General features: G+C 37.6%; 8 protein-coding genes and 1 pseudogene. 6 read left to right on the forward strand and 3 right to left on the reverse strand.

Annotated elements, in window-relative coordinates; all coding sequences use genetic code 11:
- Positions 1 to 4: 4 nt before the first annotated feature.
- The 5 genes and pseudogenes from SO785_RS00755 (at position 5) to SO785_RS00775 (ending at position 16,502) form a co-directional block, all read left to right on the forward strand.
- Positions 5 to 3,718 (forward strand): MMPL family transporter, encoded by a 3,714-nt coding sequence (locus tag SO785_RS00755; RefSeq protein ID WP_011254525.1) that lies wholly within the window; start codon positions 5 to 7, stop codon positions 3,716 to 3,718.
- Between the two features lie 114 nt (positions 3,719 to 3,832).
- Positions 3,833 to 4,876 carry a zinc ribbon domain-containing protein gene (locus SO785_RS00760; RefSeq protein ID WP_003550081.1) on the forward strand — a complete coding sequence of 348 codons (1,044 nt, stop codon included), beginning with the start codon at positions 3,833 to 3,835 and terminating at the stop codon, positions 4,874 to 4,876.
- A gap of 417 nt (positions 4,877 to 5,293) precedes the next feature.
- Positions 5,294 to 6,276, forward strand: a pseudogene (locus SO785_RS09615) (pectate lyase-like adhesive domain-containing protein); the annotation flags it as partial.
- A gap of 981 nt (positions 6,277 to 7,257) precedes the next feature.
- The gene (locus SO785_RS00770) at positions 7,258 to 11,028 is read left to right on the forward strand and encodes a Rib/alpha-like domain-containing protein (protein ID WP_456077502.1); all 3,771 of its coding nucleotides are present in this window, start codon (positions 7,258 to 7,260) and stop codon (positions 11,026 to 11,028) included.
- A gap of 443 nt (positions 11,029 to 11,471) precedes the next feature.
- A complete protein-coding gene (locus SO785_RS00775) occupies positions 11,472 to 16,502 on the forward strand; it encodes a Rib/alpha-like domain-containing protein (protein WP_061777603.1) in 5,031 nt (1,676 codons plus the stop codon).
- A 132-nt stretch (positions 16,503 to 16,634) separates the two neighbouring features.
- On the opposite strand, the gene SO785_RS00780 is transcribed toward SO785_RS00775, so the two are convergent.
- Positions 16,635 to 18,017: an NAD-dependent succinate-semialdehyde dehydrogenase gene (locus SO785_RS00780; protein WP_011254522.1), complete on the reverse strand. Its 1,383-nt coding sequence runs from the start codon at positions 18,015 to 18,017 to the stop codon at positions 16,635 to 16,637.
- Between the two features lie 168 nt (positions 18,018 to 18,185).
- Here SO785_RS00780 and SO785_RS00785 point away from each other — a divergent pair, with 168 nt between their 5' ends.
- Positions 18,186 to 18,689, forward strand: coding sequence for a nucleoside 2-deoxyribosyltransferase (locus SO785_RS00785; RefSeq protein WP_011254521.1), 504 nt, complete (start codon positions 18,186 to 18,188; stop codon positions 18,687 to 18,689).
- 37 nt (positions 18,690 to 18,726) lie between these two features.
- On the opposite strand, the gene SO785_RS00790 is transcribed toward SO785_RS00785, so the two are convergent.
- Together SO785_RS00790 and SO785_RS00795 are read right to left on the reverse strand one after the other, a co-directional pair.
- Positions 18,727 to 19,584, reverse strand: a complete 858-nt coding sequence (locus SO785_RS00790) for a helix-turn-helix domain-containing protein (protein ID WP_003550089.1) — start codon at positions 19,582 to 19,584, stop codon at positions 18,727 to 18,729.
- A 2-nt stretch (positions 19,585 to 19,586) separates the two neighbouring features.
- Complete coding sequence (locus SO785_RS00795; protein ID WP_011254520.1) at positions 19,587 to 20,381, reverse strand: alpha/beta hydrolase; 795 nt, start codon at positions 20,379 to 20,381, stop codon at positions 19,587 to 19,589.
- Positions 20,382 to 20,524: the final 143 nt, after the last annotated feature.

The raw sequence follows: 20,524 nt of genomic DNA on the forward strand, positions 1-20,524 counted from the left end.
GAAAGTGCAGAAATTTCTGAAAAATCATGTTTTTTCTCTGATTGCATGGATTTTGATATTGATAATTTCCCTTGTTGCTTTGCCAAATATTACTGAGTTGACTAATGCTCACTCAGATATTACATTACCAAGCAATGTGCAAAGTAATGTGGCTCAATCAATTCAAAATAATTGGGGTGCGAAAAAGAAGAACACGTATGAAGTAGCACTCGTTTTTAATAAAGAACATGGCAAGCTAACAGAGGCTGATAAGCAGGCTATCAACAATACGCTTGACAAGTTCACTAATGATAAAAGTAAATATGGAATTAAGGATTCATTACTTCCTGATTCTAATATTGCTACTAGAAAGAAACTTCAATCAAAAGATGGTACGACTTGGGTAGCGCAATTTAATATTGCTAAGAGTCACGGTACTATTGGAGAAGTTTATGATCAAATGAATAAAGCTGTTAAGACGCAGGGTATTCGCACCTATGTAACTGGTGCTGATGTTTTGCAACATGACTTTTCAGCTTCGATTCAAGAAGGAATCAAGAAGACTGAAGCAATTACTATTGTATTTATTTTCATTGTTTTAGTCATTGTGTTTAAGTCACCAATTGTTCCATTAATTTCATTATTAACAGTTGGTGTATCATTCCTTACTTCCTTCTCAATTGTTACTAATTTGGTTGAACATGCCAACTTCCCATTCTCAAACTTTACACAGGTATTTATGGTTATCGTACTGTTTGGTATCGGTACTGATTACAACATCCTGCTATATGACAAATTTAAAGAGGATCTGGGGAAGGGAATGGACAAATATGAAGCGATGCATGATGCGCTTCGTAATGCTGGTAAGACTATTCTTTACTCAGGTTCATCTATCTTAATTGGGTTTACTGCATTAAGTTTAGCTAGATTTTCAGTTTACCAATCAGCTGTAGGTGTTGCTGTAGGTGTTGCCGTACTTTTGGTAGTACTTTTGACATTAAACCCATTCTTTATGGCTGTTCTTGGTAAGCGCATGTTCTGGCCTTCTAAGAAATTCACTGGTGAAAGTGATGATAAGCTTTGGCATGGTATTTCAGCTTCAACTTTAAAACACCCAATTATTTACTTGGTTGTTTTGGCAGTTGTTACTGTTCCATTCATGTTAATGTACTCAGGACATTTAAACTATGATGATACTGATGAAATTGCTGATTCAGTTCCATCAAAGCAAGGTTTATTAGTGGTTCAAAAGCACTTCTCAAAGGGTATGGCTGAACCATCATACTTGTACATTCAAAGTAAACATAGATTAGATAATGAAGAAAACTTGAAGTTGATTGACCAATTAACTAGACAACTTCAAGGTTCAAAAGATGTAGCGTTTGTTACATCTGTAACGGAGCCTTATGGTGAACCAATTGATATGCTTTATGTAAACAATCAATTGAATACTGTTAACCAAGGGGTTGACCAAGCGCGTTCAGGCTTGGGTAAATTAAGTAAAGGTGCCAATAAAGTCGCTAATGGTGCTAATAGCTTGAAAGATGGTGCAGATCAACTTCAAGATGGTACTGGTCGTCTTCAAAGCGGTGCTGAACAATTAGTTGGTGGTGCAAGTCGTCTTCAAAACGGTGCGCAAAGCCTTCAAAATGGTGCCGTTCGTTTACAAAATGGTTCAAGCCAATTGGTAAGCGGTGCGAACCGTCTTCAAAGTGGTTCAAGCCAACTTCAAAGCGGTGCCGTTCGTCTACAAACTGGTGCAGGTCGTTTGAGCAGTGGTACTCACGCTTTAGTAACTGGTGCTAATAGCTTACAAAGTGGTGCAAACCGTCTTCAAAGCGGAGCTCAAAGTTTACAAAGTGGTACTCAAAGTCTTCAAAACGGTACTCAACAAATGGTGAACCAATTACAACAATTGAGTTCACAACTTTCAACTCAATTAAGTGGTTCTAACAGACAACAACTTGCAACTTTGCAAACTGCTTTACCACAAATTAATAATGGTATTCAACAATTGAATCAAGAAGTTAGTGGTATCGATGTTTCGGGTTTGACTCAACAATTGTCAGGCCTTCAATCACAATTAAGTGAAGCACAAAAACAAGCCCAAAGTTCAGCAGCTAGTGCTGTAAGTGATGCTTCTACTGCCGCAGTTTCAGCTGCGCTGGGTAGTTTGAAGCAACAAGGTGTTGAGATTTCCAATGAGCAAATGGCTCAGGCTGAAAGTGCTGCTAAAGCAGCTGCTTCAAGTAAAGCATCAGGTGCAGCTGGTGGTAATACCGCTTCAATAAATATTGATACTTCACCATTAACTTCATTAGCTGGTCGAGTATCTGAATTAAAACAATCAGTAACTCAGTTAGCTCAAGCTTCAAATCAAGCACTTCCAGGTGCCGCAACTGCTTTGAGTCAATTAAGCTCAGGTTTAAGCCAAGTTCAATCGGCTGCTAGCCAAGGTGTTGCTGGTGCACAAAGACTTAACTCAGGTGCTGCAGCTCTTAACAGCGGTGCAGGCCGACTTAACTCAGGTCTTGGCAGCTTAAGTGCTGGTGCTGGTCGTTTAAGTTCAGGTGCCGGTCAACTTGATAGTGGCGCTAGTCAACTTCAAAGCGGTCTTGGTACTCTTGCAAGCGGTGCAGGCACTTTGAACAATGGCCTTGGTACTCTTGCAAACGGTGCAGGTACTTTGAACAACGGTCTTGGTACTCTTGCCAATGGTGCTGGTCAACTTAACAGTGGTGTTGGTCAATTAGCTAGCCAAGCTCCACAACTTATCTCAGGCATCGGCCAATTGAACAGTGGTGCTGGTCAACTTGCAAACGGTGCAGGTAAGTTAGCTTCTAAAGTTCCACAACTTACTACTGGTATTGACACTGTAAACAGTGGTTTAGGTCAAGGTGAGACTTACCTCAGAGGTTTAGGTTCATCTGCAGCTGCAGATACTTTCTACATTCCAAAAGAATTCTTGAAGAACGAAATGTTCAAGAAGTCAATGGATGTATATCTCAGCCCAGACAAGAAGTCAGCTCAAATCATTGTTGTATTCAACTCAAATCCAAGTGCAACTGAAGCTACTGATGAATCACAAGAATTGAGTGCAATGGCTAAGAAGTCATTCCAAGGTACTGCACTTAAGAATGCTAAAGTAGCTATGGGTGGTCAAAGTTCAAAGATCAAGGATACTAAGACTGTTGCTGGTGGTGACTTCGTCAGAACCGCTGCAATCATGTTAATCGGTATCGGTATTGCATTGATGTTTGTAACTCGTTCACTTCTTCAACCAATTTACATTCTTGGTACTTTGCTTATTGCCTACCTCTGCTCACTTTCAATCAACCAATGGATTGTTAAGGCAGTTCTTGGCAAGAGCATGCTTACTTGGAACACTCCATTCTTCAGTTTCATCATGTTGATTGCATTGGGTGTTGATTACAGTATCTTCCTTATGACTCGTTATCGTGAGCTTGAAACTGAAGGTTACGCAACTCCAAGTTCAAGAATCTTGAAGGCATGTTCTATCATTGGTACTGTTGTTATCTCAGCAGCAGTTATCTTAGGTGGTACTTTTGCAGCCTTGATTCCATCAGGTATTCCAACCTTGATTGAAGTTGCTTTGACTGTTGATGTTGGTTTGTTAATCTTGGTATTTATCTTACCAATTACTTTATCAGCAGCAGTTAAGTTAACTTATGAAGGGGTCGACTTCAGTAAGCTCTTTAAGAGAAGCAGTTCCAAATAGTTAAAAAAGAAGTCCTACGGTAGTAGGGCTTCTTTTTTCATATATCAATCAGCAATATTTGCTTTTTGAAGCATGTTATAATTACATTAGTTTAAGAAATAAGGAGTCGTTTTTATGACTACATGTCCAAATTGTGGCCACAAAATTAGTGATACAGATGACATCTGTCCAAATTGTGGTTTTAATCTTAAAAAATATCGTGATGATTTTTTCACGGATAAGCATCAAAAGGCAAAATATGAAGAACCCGATGAAGTTGAAAAAATTGCTAGTCGTGCAGCATATCGTGAAGAGTTTTCTCCAGAAAAGCAGAACTCCACTGTTCAAAGAATGATTGCCTGGGTTAGAAAAAATGCAACAATTGTATTTTTGCTGGGAGTCTTTTTACTGATTCTTATGAGTTTTTCTAGAGCAGTGGGTTGGATTTGCTTCTTGATCTTAATGGTTTGGCTATTTATTGTTTGTGATCGAAAAGAAAAGATTGAACAATATACTGCTGATAAACGATTAACCCAAAAGCTGAATCAAGTTGGTTCAAATATATTCAATCGAGTTGATGAACATGAAGATAAAGTAAAAACGCGAGGAAGAGAATTCGTCCAAAAGCATCCGCGTGTAGAAACTCAAGTAAGAGAAATCCGAAGACAAAGACAACATCGCTATAGTTATATTCAATTATCTGTAATTTTGACTGCTTTAATCAGTCTGATTGTCTTATTTACAGATTCTGGTGCGGCAGTTTCAGCCGTTAGTTACACTCAAAAGATGTCAATTTCTAATGTAATTTTTAGTTTAGCAGGTAGACTTCTCTCATCTGGAATGAATTCTTTTGAAGCACTTGTTTTATACATTGTTTGGTTATTACTATTCTTGTTCCCAATATTCATTATTTACAATATTTTGAAAAATACGAAAAGTAGCCAAGTTTTGGCGTTCATTTTGTCATTGTTGGAAACTGTTTTTCTAATTTATATTGTTTATAAGATGTCCAGCACAATGCGTGCGTCAACAGGGGTTTTAGCACAAATAACTAGTCAATTAATTACATATGCTGTTTCTATTGGAGCATCTGCATATTTCTTAATGTTAGCAAGTATTTTAACGACTGGTCTTTCAGGATTTAATATTTTTAAGCATAAGCAAAATCAGAACAATTAAAATAAAAATAGTACTATATTTCGTCTTTAGCACAAGTATGATTATTACCATAGTTGTGCTTTTTTGTAGTCTAATTAAAAAAGACGACCAAAAACGGTAAGAAAAGTAAAACTTGTGTGAATATAAGCCGCTAGTATTCTAACCACATATGAATAATCAAAAATATATAGAATATTAAATAAAGGAACAAGCACTTTTGTAAAAAAATACTTGTTATTTTAAATTTTTAAAAGTATACAAAATATTTTTTACGTTATAAAAAGCCTCCTAAGCATATGGCCAGTAGGCTACTAGCCAAAGCAGTATGTTATTTTAAGGATTGAAAATTATCTGGCCATAACTAGTATTACATATGATGACAGTTAGGAGGAGACGGATATGTTATCCAAGAATAATTTCAAAGAAAGATTAAGAAAGATGGAACCGAGAAAAGAACGGTTTTCCATTCGTAAGTTTTCTATTGGAGCAGCTTCAGTTTTGATTGGCTTCAGCTTTATGAGCATGGCTGGAAATCAAAAAGTTCAAGCTGCTACTGAAGAGGAGCCTGTAGTAGCGACTAAAAATACTGAGCAACAATCAAAGACTGATGGTACTCAAAGTGCTGAAGAACAATCAAGTGCAGATGCAGGTAATGCTCAAAATAATAAATCAGCTAAGGCAAATGCAACTACACCAAGTAATCAAAATGCTACTGATAGCAAACTTACTCAATCTTCTGCTCAAGATTTATCAAAGGATAATGTTAATTCAGACTCAAAGAATGCATCAGATTCTACAAGTGAAGTAAAGCAAAACAATCAAGCAATTCAACCCGAAACTTCTAAGCCCTCAAGAGAAGTTGAGAATAATGAGACTGCTAAGAATGCTTCAGCTAGTCAAACGACTAATACATTAAATGTTAATAAAGCATCAGAAACTCAAGCTAAATCAGGTAGTGAGTCAGTTACCTCTCCTAATAAAGGTCTAGTTTCTGAGAATAAAGCAAAAGTAGAAGTTAAGAGTAGTACACAACCTAAAGCTGCAATGCTATCATTGGTTCAAGAGTCAAATCCTGCTACTCAAACTGAAACAGTAACAGACTACTCAACGTTTCTTAATGCTTTGCGTAATGCTAATACTGGCACTATTAATTTACAAAATGATATTGACTTTAGTAATGCAAATTTAAAGCATGGTCCTAATAATGGATTATCTGGAAAGTATGAACGCCTTAATAATACTGGAATTGCACGTGCTATAACTATTAATGGTAACGGCCACGAGCTAAAGATGGGAGACCGTTACATTGAATTTACCAGTGCTAATCAAAAAATACTAATAGTAATTGGGATATTCAATTAAAGGATCTTACCTTACAAACTACCAGTGGATATGGACCATTCTGGTTTGATAATACAGCAGATGAAGCGGCTAAAAATACTATTACTTTTAACGGGGTAACTACTACTACTGATTCACATGAAATTATGTGGTATAACGGCGGTGGTGCCTCAACTACTCATGTTAAATTCGAAGGCAATAATACTATCAACAGTACGCTTAATGGTAATACTGCAGCCATCTATGCTTATAGTGTTGAAGCAGTAAATGGAAATACAACCTTTAACGTAATTGATAGCTCACCAGATAATGCAGGTGCTAATAGATCAGCAATTTTGATTTCAATTGATGCAGCTCATGCGGGTAAAGTCATCGTTGATAAAGGTGCTACATTAACTATTAATGGAGATAATCAAGTTAATGTTCCGAAAATGAATAGTGCTGATTCTTATGGTACGATGGGAATTCGTTTCCAAAACTGGGCTAAAACAGATATCGATAAAGCTAAGACCAGTGTTGTTCAAGTTAACGGTAATTTAAACTTGAATATGGGTAAAGGTGGTTCAACCGCTATTTTAGGTTCTTATGTCGATGTACAACCAGACGGTAATGTTACTATTAACACGCAACAAAATGGTACTAGCACTGTTGCTGGTGACTTGGCTCTAGGTCATAGAGGTACTCACTTTGGTGTAATTGCTGGGGGTATCGAAGTTAGTGATGATTATGCTGGCTTGAGAATCGCTAATGGTGGTAGTTTAAAGATTGTTCGTCCAACCGATGTAAACTCTACTCAGCCCTTAATTTCATATGGTGATGCAGGTTCTTCTGGTGGTAAAACATTTACAGTAAATGTTGAAAATGGTGGTACTCTTGATTTACAAGATGGTGCTACTGATCCACAAACTTGGAGCTTTAGTAATACTAGTAGCACGGGTAATACTAATATGCCATGGGCTGGTTTGATTACTATGTGGGGAACCAGTGGTACAAATACTATTAAAATTAATAATCCTAAGTATATTAATTTGCAACGTACCGGCAACCAAACTGGATCATTAATGCGCCTTGAAGGTACTACAAATAATGTTTCAATTAATGGCGATATTAATAATGTTATTACCCCATTAGCTCAATGGGATGAAGGTGCAAAGAATAATCCTTCATACTACTGGTATATTGAGAATGAAGCTAACCAGAATAACTGGGGTAATTATGCAAATCGCTTTGTACAAAGTGGAAAGAATCCTCAGCCCGCTGCAAATGCCGGAGTTACTACATTTATGCATTCAAGCGGTAGTGTACAGATGGCTCCTAACCAGGCAGGAACTAATTCATCCAAGTTTAGCAATGGAGAAGTTGCCCAAACTCTAAATGAAGCTATAAATTATCAAGCTCCATATTTGAATCAATTCTTGAATCACTTTAGTTGGTGGGCACCACAAAGAATTGCCATGGGAAGCGGCTTAGAGGATGTAGTAAAACCAACTGATGCTGAAAAGTATCAACCAGAAGTTAAAACTATTAATGGTAATACTAAACAAACTTTAAAGGACTTAACTGCTAAAGATGGTATTAAAGGCTTGCTTTCTAGTGATGGTACCGAGACAACTGATCTTTCTTCTGTTAAGAGCGTAAGCTGGTATGATACAGCTACTGATGCCACTGGTTGGAAGAGCTTAATGGGAGATGAAACAGAGCCAACTAATCCAACTGGTGATTTAAAGACCACTGATAAATCAGCTTGGGCAAAAGTAACTTATCAAGATGGATCGATTGACTTTGCAAATATCCCATTGAATATTACTGAACCAACAGCAAATCTTTACACTCCATCATATAAGCCAGTAACTGTTGAACAAGGCCAATCTGCTACTGATGATCCAGCATTTACTGATCAAGCTGGTAAGGATGCTACTGCTCCAACTGGAACTACATTTACTACAGGTACTGATACGCCAGATTGGGCAACCATTAATTCATCAACTGGTACTGTAACTGTTAAACCAGGTGCCAATGTAACTGTAGGTGCTTACAATGTTCCAGTAACTGTAACTTACCCAGACAAGAGTACTGATGAGACTACTGTTCCAGTAATTGTCACTAAGGCTGGCCAAACAGTAACTTGGGGTGATAAGGGTGCAGTTGTAACTAGCGTTGATACTTCTAAACTTAACGCTCATGAAACTACTGAAAATTCACAAGTTCTTTCTGCTGGTGGCGTTGTAACTGCAGAAGGTTACGAATTAACAGATGGTAAACTTTCAACTACAGCTACTCCAATTACGATTGACCCATCAACTGTAAGTTGGACTACAACGCCAGATACTAACGTTGATACCGCAACTGCAACTGGTAAGAAAATTGAAAACAGCACTATTAAGATTGACTTCACTAACAATGATGCAGCTAAGAATAGCCTAGGCTCAAAGAATGGTGTTGTAACTACTAATCCATTTACCATTGATGCTAAAGGTGCTGGTGCTAAGGCTGTAACTGCTCCAGTTGATATTAAACTTGGCTCAGATTTAAATAGTGAACAATTTGATCAATTAGTAGATAACAACATCCCAATTGATGAGATTGCATCTACCACTTGGGCAACCATGCCTAATGAAAAAGGTCAAGGCGGAGTAATCAAGATTACCTTTACTGATAAGGATGCTAATGGTAATCCAACTTACTTGAACATTAATATTCCAGCAAGTTCAATCAAGGTAACTACTGATGCAGAAACCAATACCCCACAAGGTCAAAACGTTTCAACTAAGGTCGGCGAAGTTCCAGATCCAGCAGAAGGCATCAGGAACAAGAGCGACTTACCAGATGAAACTAAGTACACTTGGCAAGACACTCCAGATACCACTAAACCAGGTAAGAAACCAGCAGTTGTTGTCGTAACTTATCCAGATGGCTCAAAAGATACAGTTTCAACTAATGTAATTGTTGATGCTAAGCCAGAGATTAAGACGATTACTACAACTGTTGGTGGAGATCCAGTTGCTACTGAAGGTATTGCTAACTTGAATAATGGTGGTAATACTCCAGTTGATGGTTATCCAACAAGTGCAACTTGGACTACTAAACCAGATACTTCAAAGTCAGGTACAACTACTGGCACTGCGACTGTTACATATCCAGATGGTACTAAGGAAACTGTAACTATTCCGGTAACCGTGAATAAGAGTAGTCAAGTAACAATGACTTATGACTTCTACTCAACGGTTACTATCGATAACCCAGATGGCACATCAACAACTGAGCCAAGGCAGCACATAAGTTTTACTTATCTGGGTATTCCAACTGATGCAGATGTAAATGTTGAATTTAAGAATGTAGCTATTCCAAGCTTTGACGGTTATACTCCAGAAGTAAGTTTGACTACACCTAGTGCTGAAGGTACACCAATGGCTACTCTTGAAAAGGGAGTTGATGGCAAGTGGACATTGAAGTTACCAAAGCCAGAATTATCTTATCCATACTACAATTACACTATTAGCTACAAGAAGTCTGGTTCAGAAACACCAACCGATGCAGACAAGTATACTCCAGAAGGCCAAGATGTGAACACCAAGACCGGCGTTGTACCAGATCCAGCAGAAGGTATCAAGAACAAGAGTGACTTACCAGAGGGCACTAAGTATACTTGGAAAGACACCCCAGATGTAACTACTTCAGGTAACAAGCCGGCCACAGTTGTAGTAACTTATCCAGATGATTCAAAGGACGAAGTTCCAGTAACTATCCACGTAACGAACCCAACAACACCAACCGATGCAGACAAGTATACTCCAGAAGGCCAAGATGTGAACACCAAGACCGGCGTTGTACCAGATCCAGCAGAAGGTATCAAGAACAAAGGCGATTTACCAGACGGTACTAAGTACACTTGGCAAGACACCCCAGATGTAACTACTTCAGGTGACAAGCCAGTAACAGTTGTTGTAACTTACCCAGACGGCTCAAAGGATGAAGTCTCAGTAACTATCCACGTAACGAACCCAACAACACCAACCACTCCAACTACTCCAACTACTCCAACTGATGCCGATAAGTATACTCCAGAAGGTCAAGATGTGAACACCAAGACCGGCGTTGTACCAGATCCAGCAGAAGGCATCAAGAACAAGGGTGACTTACCAAATGGTACAACTTATACTTGGAAAGCTACCCCAGATGTAACTACTCCAGGTGACAAGCCAGTAACAGTTGTTGTAACTTACCCAGACGGCTCAAAAGATGAAGTTCCAATTACAATTCACGTGATTGACAATACTCCAAATCAACCATCATCTAAGGATGACAACAATACTCCTAAAAAGAGTGATGCTGATAAGAATACTCCAAAGGGTAAAGACATTACTGTAAAACAAGGTGAAACACCAAATCCAGCCGACGGCATTAAGAACAAAGGTGATTTACCAAGTGGTACCAAGTATACTTGGAAGAATACTCCGGATACTTCAACTCCAGGTAGAAGAACTGCAACAATAGTTGTAACTTACCCAGATGGTTCACAAGATGAGGTAACAATCAACATAAATGTTATGGCTGAAAATAGTGCTAATAATAACAGTAATACTAATGTTCATGATGATGTTGCCAAGCAAAATAATGCACCACAAGCTCAAGATATGACCGTGCCTTCAATCAATAGTGCTACTAATGGCACTAACGTAAAGGCACAAACAGGTGCACAAGTATCTCATAAAAATTCACTTCCACAAACTGGATCAAATGATAATAAAGCTGGTATCTTTGGTTTAGCTATCGCAACTGTAGGCAGTTTGTTTGGACTTGCCTTTGGTAAAAAACGTAAGGAAGATGAATAATTAATAATCCCTATAATCTTATATAGAAAGAGCAGAAAGTTGATAGCTTTCTGCTCTTTTTTACGCACATTTTAGTATGGAGATGAGATATACACATATATATTCTATCGGTGCGTTAATTACGTATAGATTGCTGTTCTTGCAAAAATGATAAAAAAATGAACCACAGTATTTTGTGAAAAAGTACTATAACAATTTAAAAAAAGACTATATTATTTAATGTTTTATAAAGTATTATAAAAATGTTTCAGAGCTAAAAATGCTATGAAAGGTTAGTGAAAGCGCAGATATTACAGTGATAGTATGGCTTTTTTGTGGTAGTTAAATTCGTTGAAAAATGTTTATAAGATAATAAACTAAAATTAATCGTTGTAGATAGGAGGACACAAAAATGTTATCTAAGAAAAACTATAATGAAAAAATAATTAAAAATAGACCGCTTTATGGGAACGGGTCAAAGTAAATCTGTTAAGGCCGATTCTGTGCAAGATGACATGATTACGCAAACAGATGAAGATGAAGCATTATCGGATGAAGTGAAAATAGATACTACGGATACTTCAACCGAAGAAGTAAGTAATCCAGCTACAGACACTTCAACCGAAGAAGTGAATGGTCCGTCTTCGGATAGTTTAACGGTAGTGGATCCGACAATGGAAACACAGTCTCCTGTTGAAGATACTATAACAACAGAACCGGATAATTCAGCAGTTAATGATACAAACCATTCAACTGCCGATACTTCGGAAGTTGAAACTAATACGTCTACTACTGATAACGTAGCAGCTGAAACGACTAATACAGCTGCAAGTACTACAACAAATGCGGATGATTCAGTTAATGCTGCAGACACAAGCACAATGACTGTGGTTAAGACAACTGAAGAAAAATCTGATGAAAATGATCAGACTAAAGAAGCCGTAGATAAGTTAACTGTTGGTGCAACTAAGGCCAAAGCTTTGGCCGCTGCAGCAGAAGGACAGACTGTTTCGGTAACAGATTATCAGACATTTTTAGATGCTTTACGCAATAAAGATGTAAGCACTATTGATTTTGCAAATGATATTGATTTCAGTGATGCGTTATTTAAACGTGGACTTATTAATTACAAAAATGTGATTTTGAATGAATCAACTGATGAAGATATTGCTCGTGCAGTGACGATTAATGGTAACGGTAATAAATTAATTATGAGTGACCGTTACATTCAATTTACTAGTAGGAATCAAAAGACTGATGGTAAAAATTGGGATATTGAATTAAAAGATTTAACCCTACAAACTACCAGTGGCTATGGTCCCTTCTGGTTTGATAATACTGCTAAGCAAGCTGCTGGCAATACCATTACCTTTAATGGGGTTAACACCACAGCAGATTCACGTGAAATTATGTGGTATAAGAGTGGTGCCATTTATAGTTCGACAGCTAATGTAGTCTTTAAAGGAAATAATGTAATTAACAGTACTCTTAAGGGGGATACTGCTGCAATTTACGCTTACAGCGTCAAAGCAGAAGAAGGTAGCACTACTACATTTAATGTAATTGATGAATCACCTGCCAATTCTGGCTATGATCGAGCAGTAATTGTGATTCCTGATAATAAAAATTCTGGAAATGTTACGGTTGCTAAAGGTGCTACTTTAAATATTAATGCGGATAATAAAGTAACTGTGGAAGGAATGGACGGCTCGAATTCCTATGGTACGATGGGTATCCGTTTTAAAGGCTGGGCACAAAATGCAGATATAGATACAGCTGCGACTAGTGTGGTTCAGGTATTAGGTAACTTGAATATGAATATGGGATCAGGCGGTTCTACTGCCATTCTTGGGTCATATGTTGATGTTCAAAACGTTGGAAATGTTAATATTGAAACGGCTCAAGATGGTAATAATGGTAATACTGGTACTTTAGAAGTAGAACATAATGGTACTCACTTTGGTGTAATTACAGGTGGATTAGCTGGTAGTGATAACTATGCAGGTATAAGAATTGCTGATGGTGGTACTTTGAAAATTGTTCGTTCGGTAGATAATGAAAACGGCAATAAATCTACACAACCGTTAATTTCATATGGGGATATCACTACTTCAAACGGTAAAACTTTTACTATTGATGTTAAACCAGGCGGTACGCTTGATTTACAAGATAATGCACAGAACCCTAATGAATGGGAACCTAATACTGGTACGCCTTTAGCAGGATTAATTACAATGTGGGGTACTAGTGGTACAAACATTGTTAAAATTAATGATCCTAAGTATGTGAACTTCCAACGTACTGGCAGTCAACCAGGTTCAATGTTACGGTTGGAAGGTACTACTAATAGTGTTTCTATTAATGGCGATGGTAATGCTGTAACTCCTGTTGCACAATGGGATGTAGGCAATACTGGTAATGAACCATCATACTACTGGTATATTTTGAATGAAACTAATCAGAATAATTGGGGAACAAATGCAAATGGGTTTACTCAAAAGGGTGAAACTAAACCAGTTAATAAAGATGGTGAAGCTAAATTCCTTAATTCCAACGGTAGTGTTGAACTAGCTCCTAATCAATCAGGTTCTACAGCATCAAGTTATAACGATGGGACTATAACCGAATCATCTGATCAAACTATGTACCTAAACCAGTTCTTAAATAACTTTAACTGGTGGACTCCACAGAGAATCGCTATGGGTAGCATGTTAAAGGATGTAGCTACCAATGCCCAAGAATATAAACCTGAAGTAAAAGAAATTACTGCAGGTGCTAATGATGTCCTCAAAGACGTCGATCCATTAGAAGGTATTACGGGGTTAACTGATAGCAATGGTAACCCGGTTGAAAATGGATTGAGTTATATCCAAGGTGTGACTTGGCTAGATTCAAGTACTGATGCGGAGAACTGGAAGAAATTAATGAGCAATGAGAAAGTTCCAACGAATCCGACCGGTAAATTAGGAGATTTAGCACCGGATGAAAAATTTGCTTGGGCTAAGGTAACTTACAAAGATGATTCAATTGATTTCGTTAAGATTCCGTTGAATGTAGTTACTGATCCAATGAAGGATAATTACACGCCAGCATATGAAGATGTGAGTGTGGAACAAGGAAAAGACAATAGTGCACAACCTGCAAATCCGACATTTACTGATAAGAATGGTGACACATTAGATACCATTCCAGAAGGAACTACATTCGCTCCTACCGCTGATACTCCAACTTGGGTAGAAATTGATCCAACAACAGGTCAATTAATTGCTAAGCCACCGGTAGATGTAGAAGCTAAAGATTATGAAATTCCGGTGACAGTAACTTACCAAGATGGAACAACCGATACAGTTTTGGCAAAAGTAACTGTAACACCAACAGAAACTAAAGAAGACAGTAATAAATACACACCTGTTTATAGTGAAGGCGTTGGAGAAGCTGGTAAAGACTTCAACGTAGATAGTCCAACATTTACAGATGAAGACGGAAACAAGGTTACTACTCCACCAGTTACTGTCTTTGAAAAAGGTGAAGGAGCTCCAGATTGGGTTAAAGTAGATCCGAACACCGGTGCATTAACTGGTACTGTACCAGAAGGAACCACTGGAGATGTTGTAATTCCGGTTAAAGTAACATACCAAGACGGTTCAAGTGAGGTAGTGAATGCAACAGTTAAAGTTACAGAACCAACGACACCAGGTCAAACAGCTGATGATCATAATCCAAAATATGAAGATGTCGATGTTAAACCAGGTGAGACGAATAAGGTAACTCCAACCAATACCGATAAAGATGGCAATCTAGCGAATATCCCAGACGGAACTAAGTTTGAGAAAGATCCGGATGCTCCAAGTTGGGTAGAGGTAGATCCGAATACCGGTGAATTGACTGTAGCGCCACCGGAAGGCACGCCATCGGGTGAACATGAAATTAAAGTAAAGGTAACGTACCCAGACGGTTCAACAGATGAAGTACCGGTAACGGTAAAAGTAAGTGAACCAACGACACCAGGTCAAACGGCTGATGATCATAATCCAAAATATGAAGATGTCGATGTTAAACCAGGTGAGACGAATAAGGTAACTCCAACCAATACCGATAAAGATGGCAATCCAGCGAATATCCCAGACGGAACTAAGTTTGAGAAAGATCCGGATGCTCCAAGTTGGGTAGAGGTAGATCCGAATACCGGTGAATTGACTGTAGCGCCACCGGAAGGCACGCCATCGGGTGGACATGAAATTAAAGTAAAGGTAACGTACCCAGACGGTTCAACGGATGAAGTACCGGTAACGGTAAAAGTAAGCGACCCAACGACACCGGGTCAAACAGATGCCGATAAGTACACGCCAGAGGCAAAGGATATTACCGTTACTCCAGGCCCAACTCCAGATCCAGCAGAAGGCATCGGTAATAAGGACACATTACCATCAGGTACTAAGTATGAGTGGAAAGATCCAGTTGATACAACTACTCCGGGTGACAAGACAGGCACAATTGTAGTAAGTTACCCAGATGGATCAACAGACGAGATTCAAGTAACAGTAAAGGTTACGGACCCAACGACGCCGGGTCAAACAGATGCCGATAAGTACACGCCGGAGGCAAAGGATATTACCGTTACCCTAGGCCAAACCCCAGATCCAGCAGAAGGCATCGGTAATAAGGACACATTACCATCAGGTACTAAGTATGAGTGGAAAGATCCAGTTGATACAACTACTCCGGGTGACAAGACAGGCACAATTGTAGTAAGTTACCCAGATGGATCAACAGACGAGATTCAAGTAACAGTAAAGGTTGCAGAACCAACGACACCAGGTCCAACAGATGCTGACAAGCATACTCCTGAAGCTAAAGATGTAACAGTAGTTCAAGGCCAAACCCCAGATCCAGCGGAAGGCATCGGCAATAAGGATACATTACCACCAGGTACTAGGTATGCATGGAAAGATCCAGTTGATACAACTACTCCGGGTGACAAGACAGGCACAATTGTAGTAACCTACCCAGATGGATCAACAGACGAAGTCTCTGTAACGTTACATGTTACTCCTTCTGAAAGTGGCACAACAGATACATCAACGACGCCACCTACCGATACTTCAGGTAGTGACACTGACACTACTTCAAAAGGTGAAACGCCAGCTGATACACCACCAACGGATACAGCTTCTGATTCGACAGATACCACTCCAAAAGATGAAAATACTGATAATACAGGTGGTACTCATAAATCCACCAATACTGACTCTAGTCAAAGTGGTGCGACAGGCAATACTTCTAGTGGTGCGAATGCAAGTAGTAATACCGAAATTCATGCTAGTGATGTAACTACTGACCAATACACAACGGTAAACGACAATACTGCAGATATGAATACTCTTCCACAAACAGGCGAAACAGACCGCAACGTTGGAGTATGGGGTATGATTATTGCAGCAGTAGGTAGTCTATTTGGTTTAGGCCACGGTAAGAAACGTAGAAAGGATGAATAAAACATAATAAAAAAATAAATTGCCTTTAGATCAATTTTGTGAACAGGTATCTATTAGGGTAGATACCTGTTTTTGTGTATAAAAAAGTAGAAAGTATAAAACTTTCTACTATATAAATATATTAATATTTAATTATTGATTATTCTTAGTAACATCGATGACTAAATGTTCATTGACGAAGGCCATTAATCCGAGGCCACTTAACTCACGACCATACCCGGATTTCTTTATGCCGCCAAATGGTAATTCACCAGAAGTAATCCAGCGACCGTTAATAACAGTCATCCCAGTTTCGATTTGAGCAGACACCTTTTTTGCACGATCAATATCGCTACCAATAACTGATGAGCCCAAGCCATAGCTTGAATCGTTGGCTAATTGAATGGCTGCATTATCGTCTTCTACAACAAAGACTTCAGCAATTGGTCCAAACACTTCTTTGTCAAAGACGGGATTATCTTTAGCAATATCAGTTAAAATAGTTGGTCTAAAGAATGCTCCTTTAGAGTCAATTTCAGGATATTGATAAAATACTTTAGCACCTGCATCAATTGCCTCCTTAACTTGGGCTTCGAGCTTTTCCTTAGCTTTTTCAGAATTCATCGGTGGTAAAGTAGTGTCAGCTTCAAGTGGATCACCAGCTTTTAAGTTTGAAAAGACGTTCTTTAATTCATGGAGCACTTCATCATAGCGGGATTTTTCGACAATAATTCTCTTAGAAGAAGTACATACTTGGCCATCGTTATAAGTTCTGGCATCGTTAAGAACATTACGCAGAACTTGTGGATCTGCATCATCTAAAACGATAAATGCATCATTACCACCAAGTTCCATTGTTGATTTCTTTAAATTCTTGCCAGCAGCTTCAGCTACAGCAGAACCGCCACGTTCAGAACCGGTTAAAGCTACGCCTTGAATTCTAGGATCTGCAATAATATCTGCTAATTGATCATAACTTGGATATAGGTTGATTAAACTGCCTTCTGGAGCACCAGCACGTTTAATAATTTTAGCGGTAAGTGCAGCAGACCCAGGAACGTTATGAGCATGTTTTAGCAAAATTGGATTACCCACAATAAAGTTAGGTGCGAAAACACGAATTACTTGATAAAGTGGGAAGTTCCATGGTTCACAGGCCATGATTACACCGGTTGATTGTTTTAAGTAGTATGCATTGCCTAAATCTGAATTAAGTTTAGTAGGTTTAAGCATTTCTGGGCCATGGTCAGCGTAATAATTACAAATAGAAACGCATAACTCTACTTCTTCTTTAGATTCGCTTAAAAGTTTCCCCATTTCTAATGTCATCATTTTTGCCAATTCATCTTCGTGTTCTTTTAATGCATTAGCAATATCGTGTAAAATCTCAGCACGGCTAGCTGGTTCTTCATGACGCCACTTTTTATAAAGTGCATGTGCTAAGTTAATTGCCTCATCAATTTGCTTAGAAGTAGGATTGTCATAACTGGCAAATGCTTCATTTGTATAAGGATTAACTGATTGATATTTAGACATTGAATGCCTCCATTTAATAAATTTTATACAGAACTAATACATGTATTAATTATAAAGCGTTTACAAATTAAAGCAATTAGAGACACTTTTGTCTTTATTTTGCTTTTAGTTGCTAAAAAGTCATGATAAAATGAAAAAAATCATTCCAAATAATATGAGGAGAACAATATGACACAACAAATTTCAACCGCCAAAATTTATTTAGGAACCCCATTTTATAATGACGATCAACGTGCCCGAGTTAAAAAGGCTAGAGCACTACTTGAACAAAATCCAACAGTAGTTAGAGTTCATTTTCCATTTGATCAAAATTTTGTTGATCCTGAAGAAAAAGATCCGGAAGCTGATGGTTTACGCAGTATGACTTGGCGTCTTGCTACATATAATAATGACTTAAGTGGTATTATTAATGCTACTTGTGGTGTGTTTTTATATGATATGGATAATATTGATGATGGAAGTGCCTTTGAAATTGGCTTTATGCGAGCATTTCATAAACCAGTAATTTTGGTACCTTTTACTAATGATCCTAATAAAGAAAAGAAAATGAACTTGATGATAGCTCAAGGTGTAACCACGATCATCGATGGTAATACAGAGCTAGAAAAGTTAGCTACTTATGACTTTAATGCTACTCCTGCTAATCCAGTAGTTGATTACAAAGTATTCTAATAAAAAAATTGCTATGGAATTAACCATAGCAATTTTTTTATTCATCTAATTTTTTTAATAATTTTTTGGCTTTGTTCAAAGTAAGGCGATTGCGGTTAATTCTAGCAAATGCACAAGCATCATTTAGATGTTGTCTAATGATGTCTTTTTTCTTCCCTTGTTGAATATCGTTGAGACTTTGTTGAAGTAAGATTCGAGCAATGTAAAAAATAGTGTGGTGTTCAACTCCAATGCGATAACCATAGCGAAGTAGGGCATTAGATTCTTTATATTTTTTACGTTCCCCATAAAATTCGCCCGCATCACATAAAATGGCTAAAGCATGCATAGCAGTTAGCATATCATTGATATCAACTTGCATGATTGTCTTCAATATTTGGCTATAATAATGTTCTGCTTTTTCATCTTCACCTTGTTCTGCATATATTTGACTGCAGCCGTTCAATGCTAAGAGTCGGTAAATATTATTTTGGGGTAGATCTGGAATAGTCAAGATATCATTGAAATAAAATAAGGCGCTCATCTGATTTCGTTCATTTTTTAGAGCATATTGTCCACGCAAAAAGCAATAATGAACTTGATCCTCTTGGCGTTTTAAATTATTGGGATTAATTTGAGATAGTAGCTTTAGGATTCTATCGTAGTCAAAATTAATGAATGAAAAATCAGCTTCAAAAAGAGAATGAGCAATTTCTTGACTATCGCTATTTGTCATAATGTCGCCTACTTCAATATTCATTCTATCGCAAAGCTGTTTCAAAATTTTATATGAAGGAACTTGACCATTATTTTCAAATTTGCTTAAAGTAGATTGGGTGCAAATACCTTGGCAAAGCATAGTTTGAGATAGTTTTTGCCTTTTTCGAATTTTAATAAATTTTTCGATATTAACCATAATTATTTCTGTCTTTTAATCGTTTGATATAAAAAGTCTAGTGATTCATCGATATAATCACTACCGTAGTCCATTGCATGTCCATGGCCTGGAATGACTAGCAATTCAACACCTAAGTTTTTATTAGCTAAAAAGCGAATGAAACTTAAAACTGATGCAATTGGAGTTAATTCATCAGCGGAGTTCATCATCATGAGTTTTCCTAATTTAGAAAGATCATAGGAACATGCATCTAGTTGTTGTAAGATTTTTTCATTGTCAGTGCCAGTATAAGTGAGAGTAAAGTATTTATAAAAGGCTTCTCTAATTTGCTGAGGGTCACTAATTCCAAGTTCATTTTTAGCATCTTTAGATGCTTTTGTAGTTTGATGATTTCTAATCCAGTTAGAAAATTCAACTGGAGCTGACCAAGTAACAGTTGGAAAACCATATTTCCCAGCAACATATAAAGCTAAGGTTCCACCAACACTTGCCCCAATTTGAACAATATTTTTAAGATCATCTTGGTCAGTGTATTCAGATTTTAATAGCCAATCAATAAAGTGCAGCGCATCATCATGAGCAGCTGGAAAAATATTTTTAGGGGCTAAGCTATAATCGGGGATGAAAGTCATAAAACCGGCGTTGGCTAGGGCAACACCTATTTCTTTAGCACTTTCTTTGTTACCGCGGAACCAACCTCCGCCATGCCAAAAAATTAAAATTTTAGTATTAGAAGTTGTATCATTTGGATAGTAGATATCAGAACTTAAGTCTTTGTTTTCGTCATAAACAATATTACGTTTAATTACAACCATAGGAAGCATCCTTTCTGATTTTATTTATTAACTTTATTATATATTAATTAAGTGAATATATAATATTATAAAGCTTTCTTTAGATTTCTAATCTTTAGGTCTGCTAGCAAAATTTTTGATAAAATTATACATACTAAATAACT

The organism is Lactobacillus acidophilus (assembly GCF_034298135.1).
Lineage (GTDB): Bacteria > Bacillota > Bacilli > Lactobacillales > Lactobacillaceae > Lactobacillus > Lactobacillus acidophilus.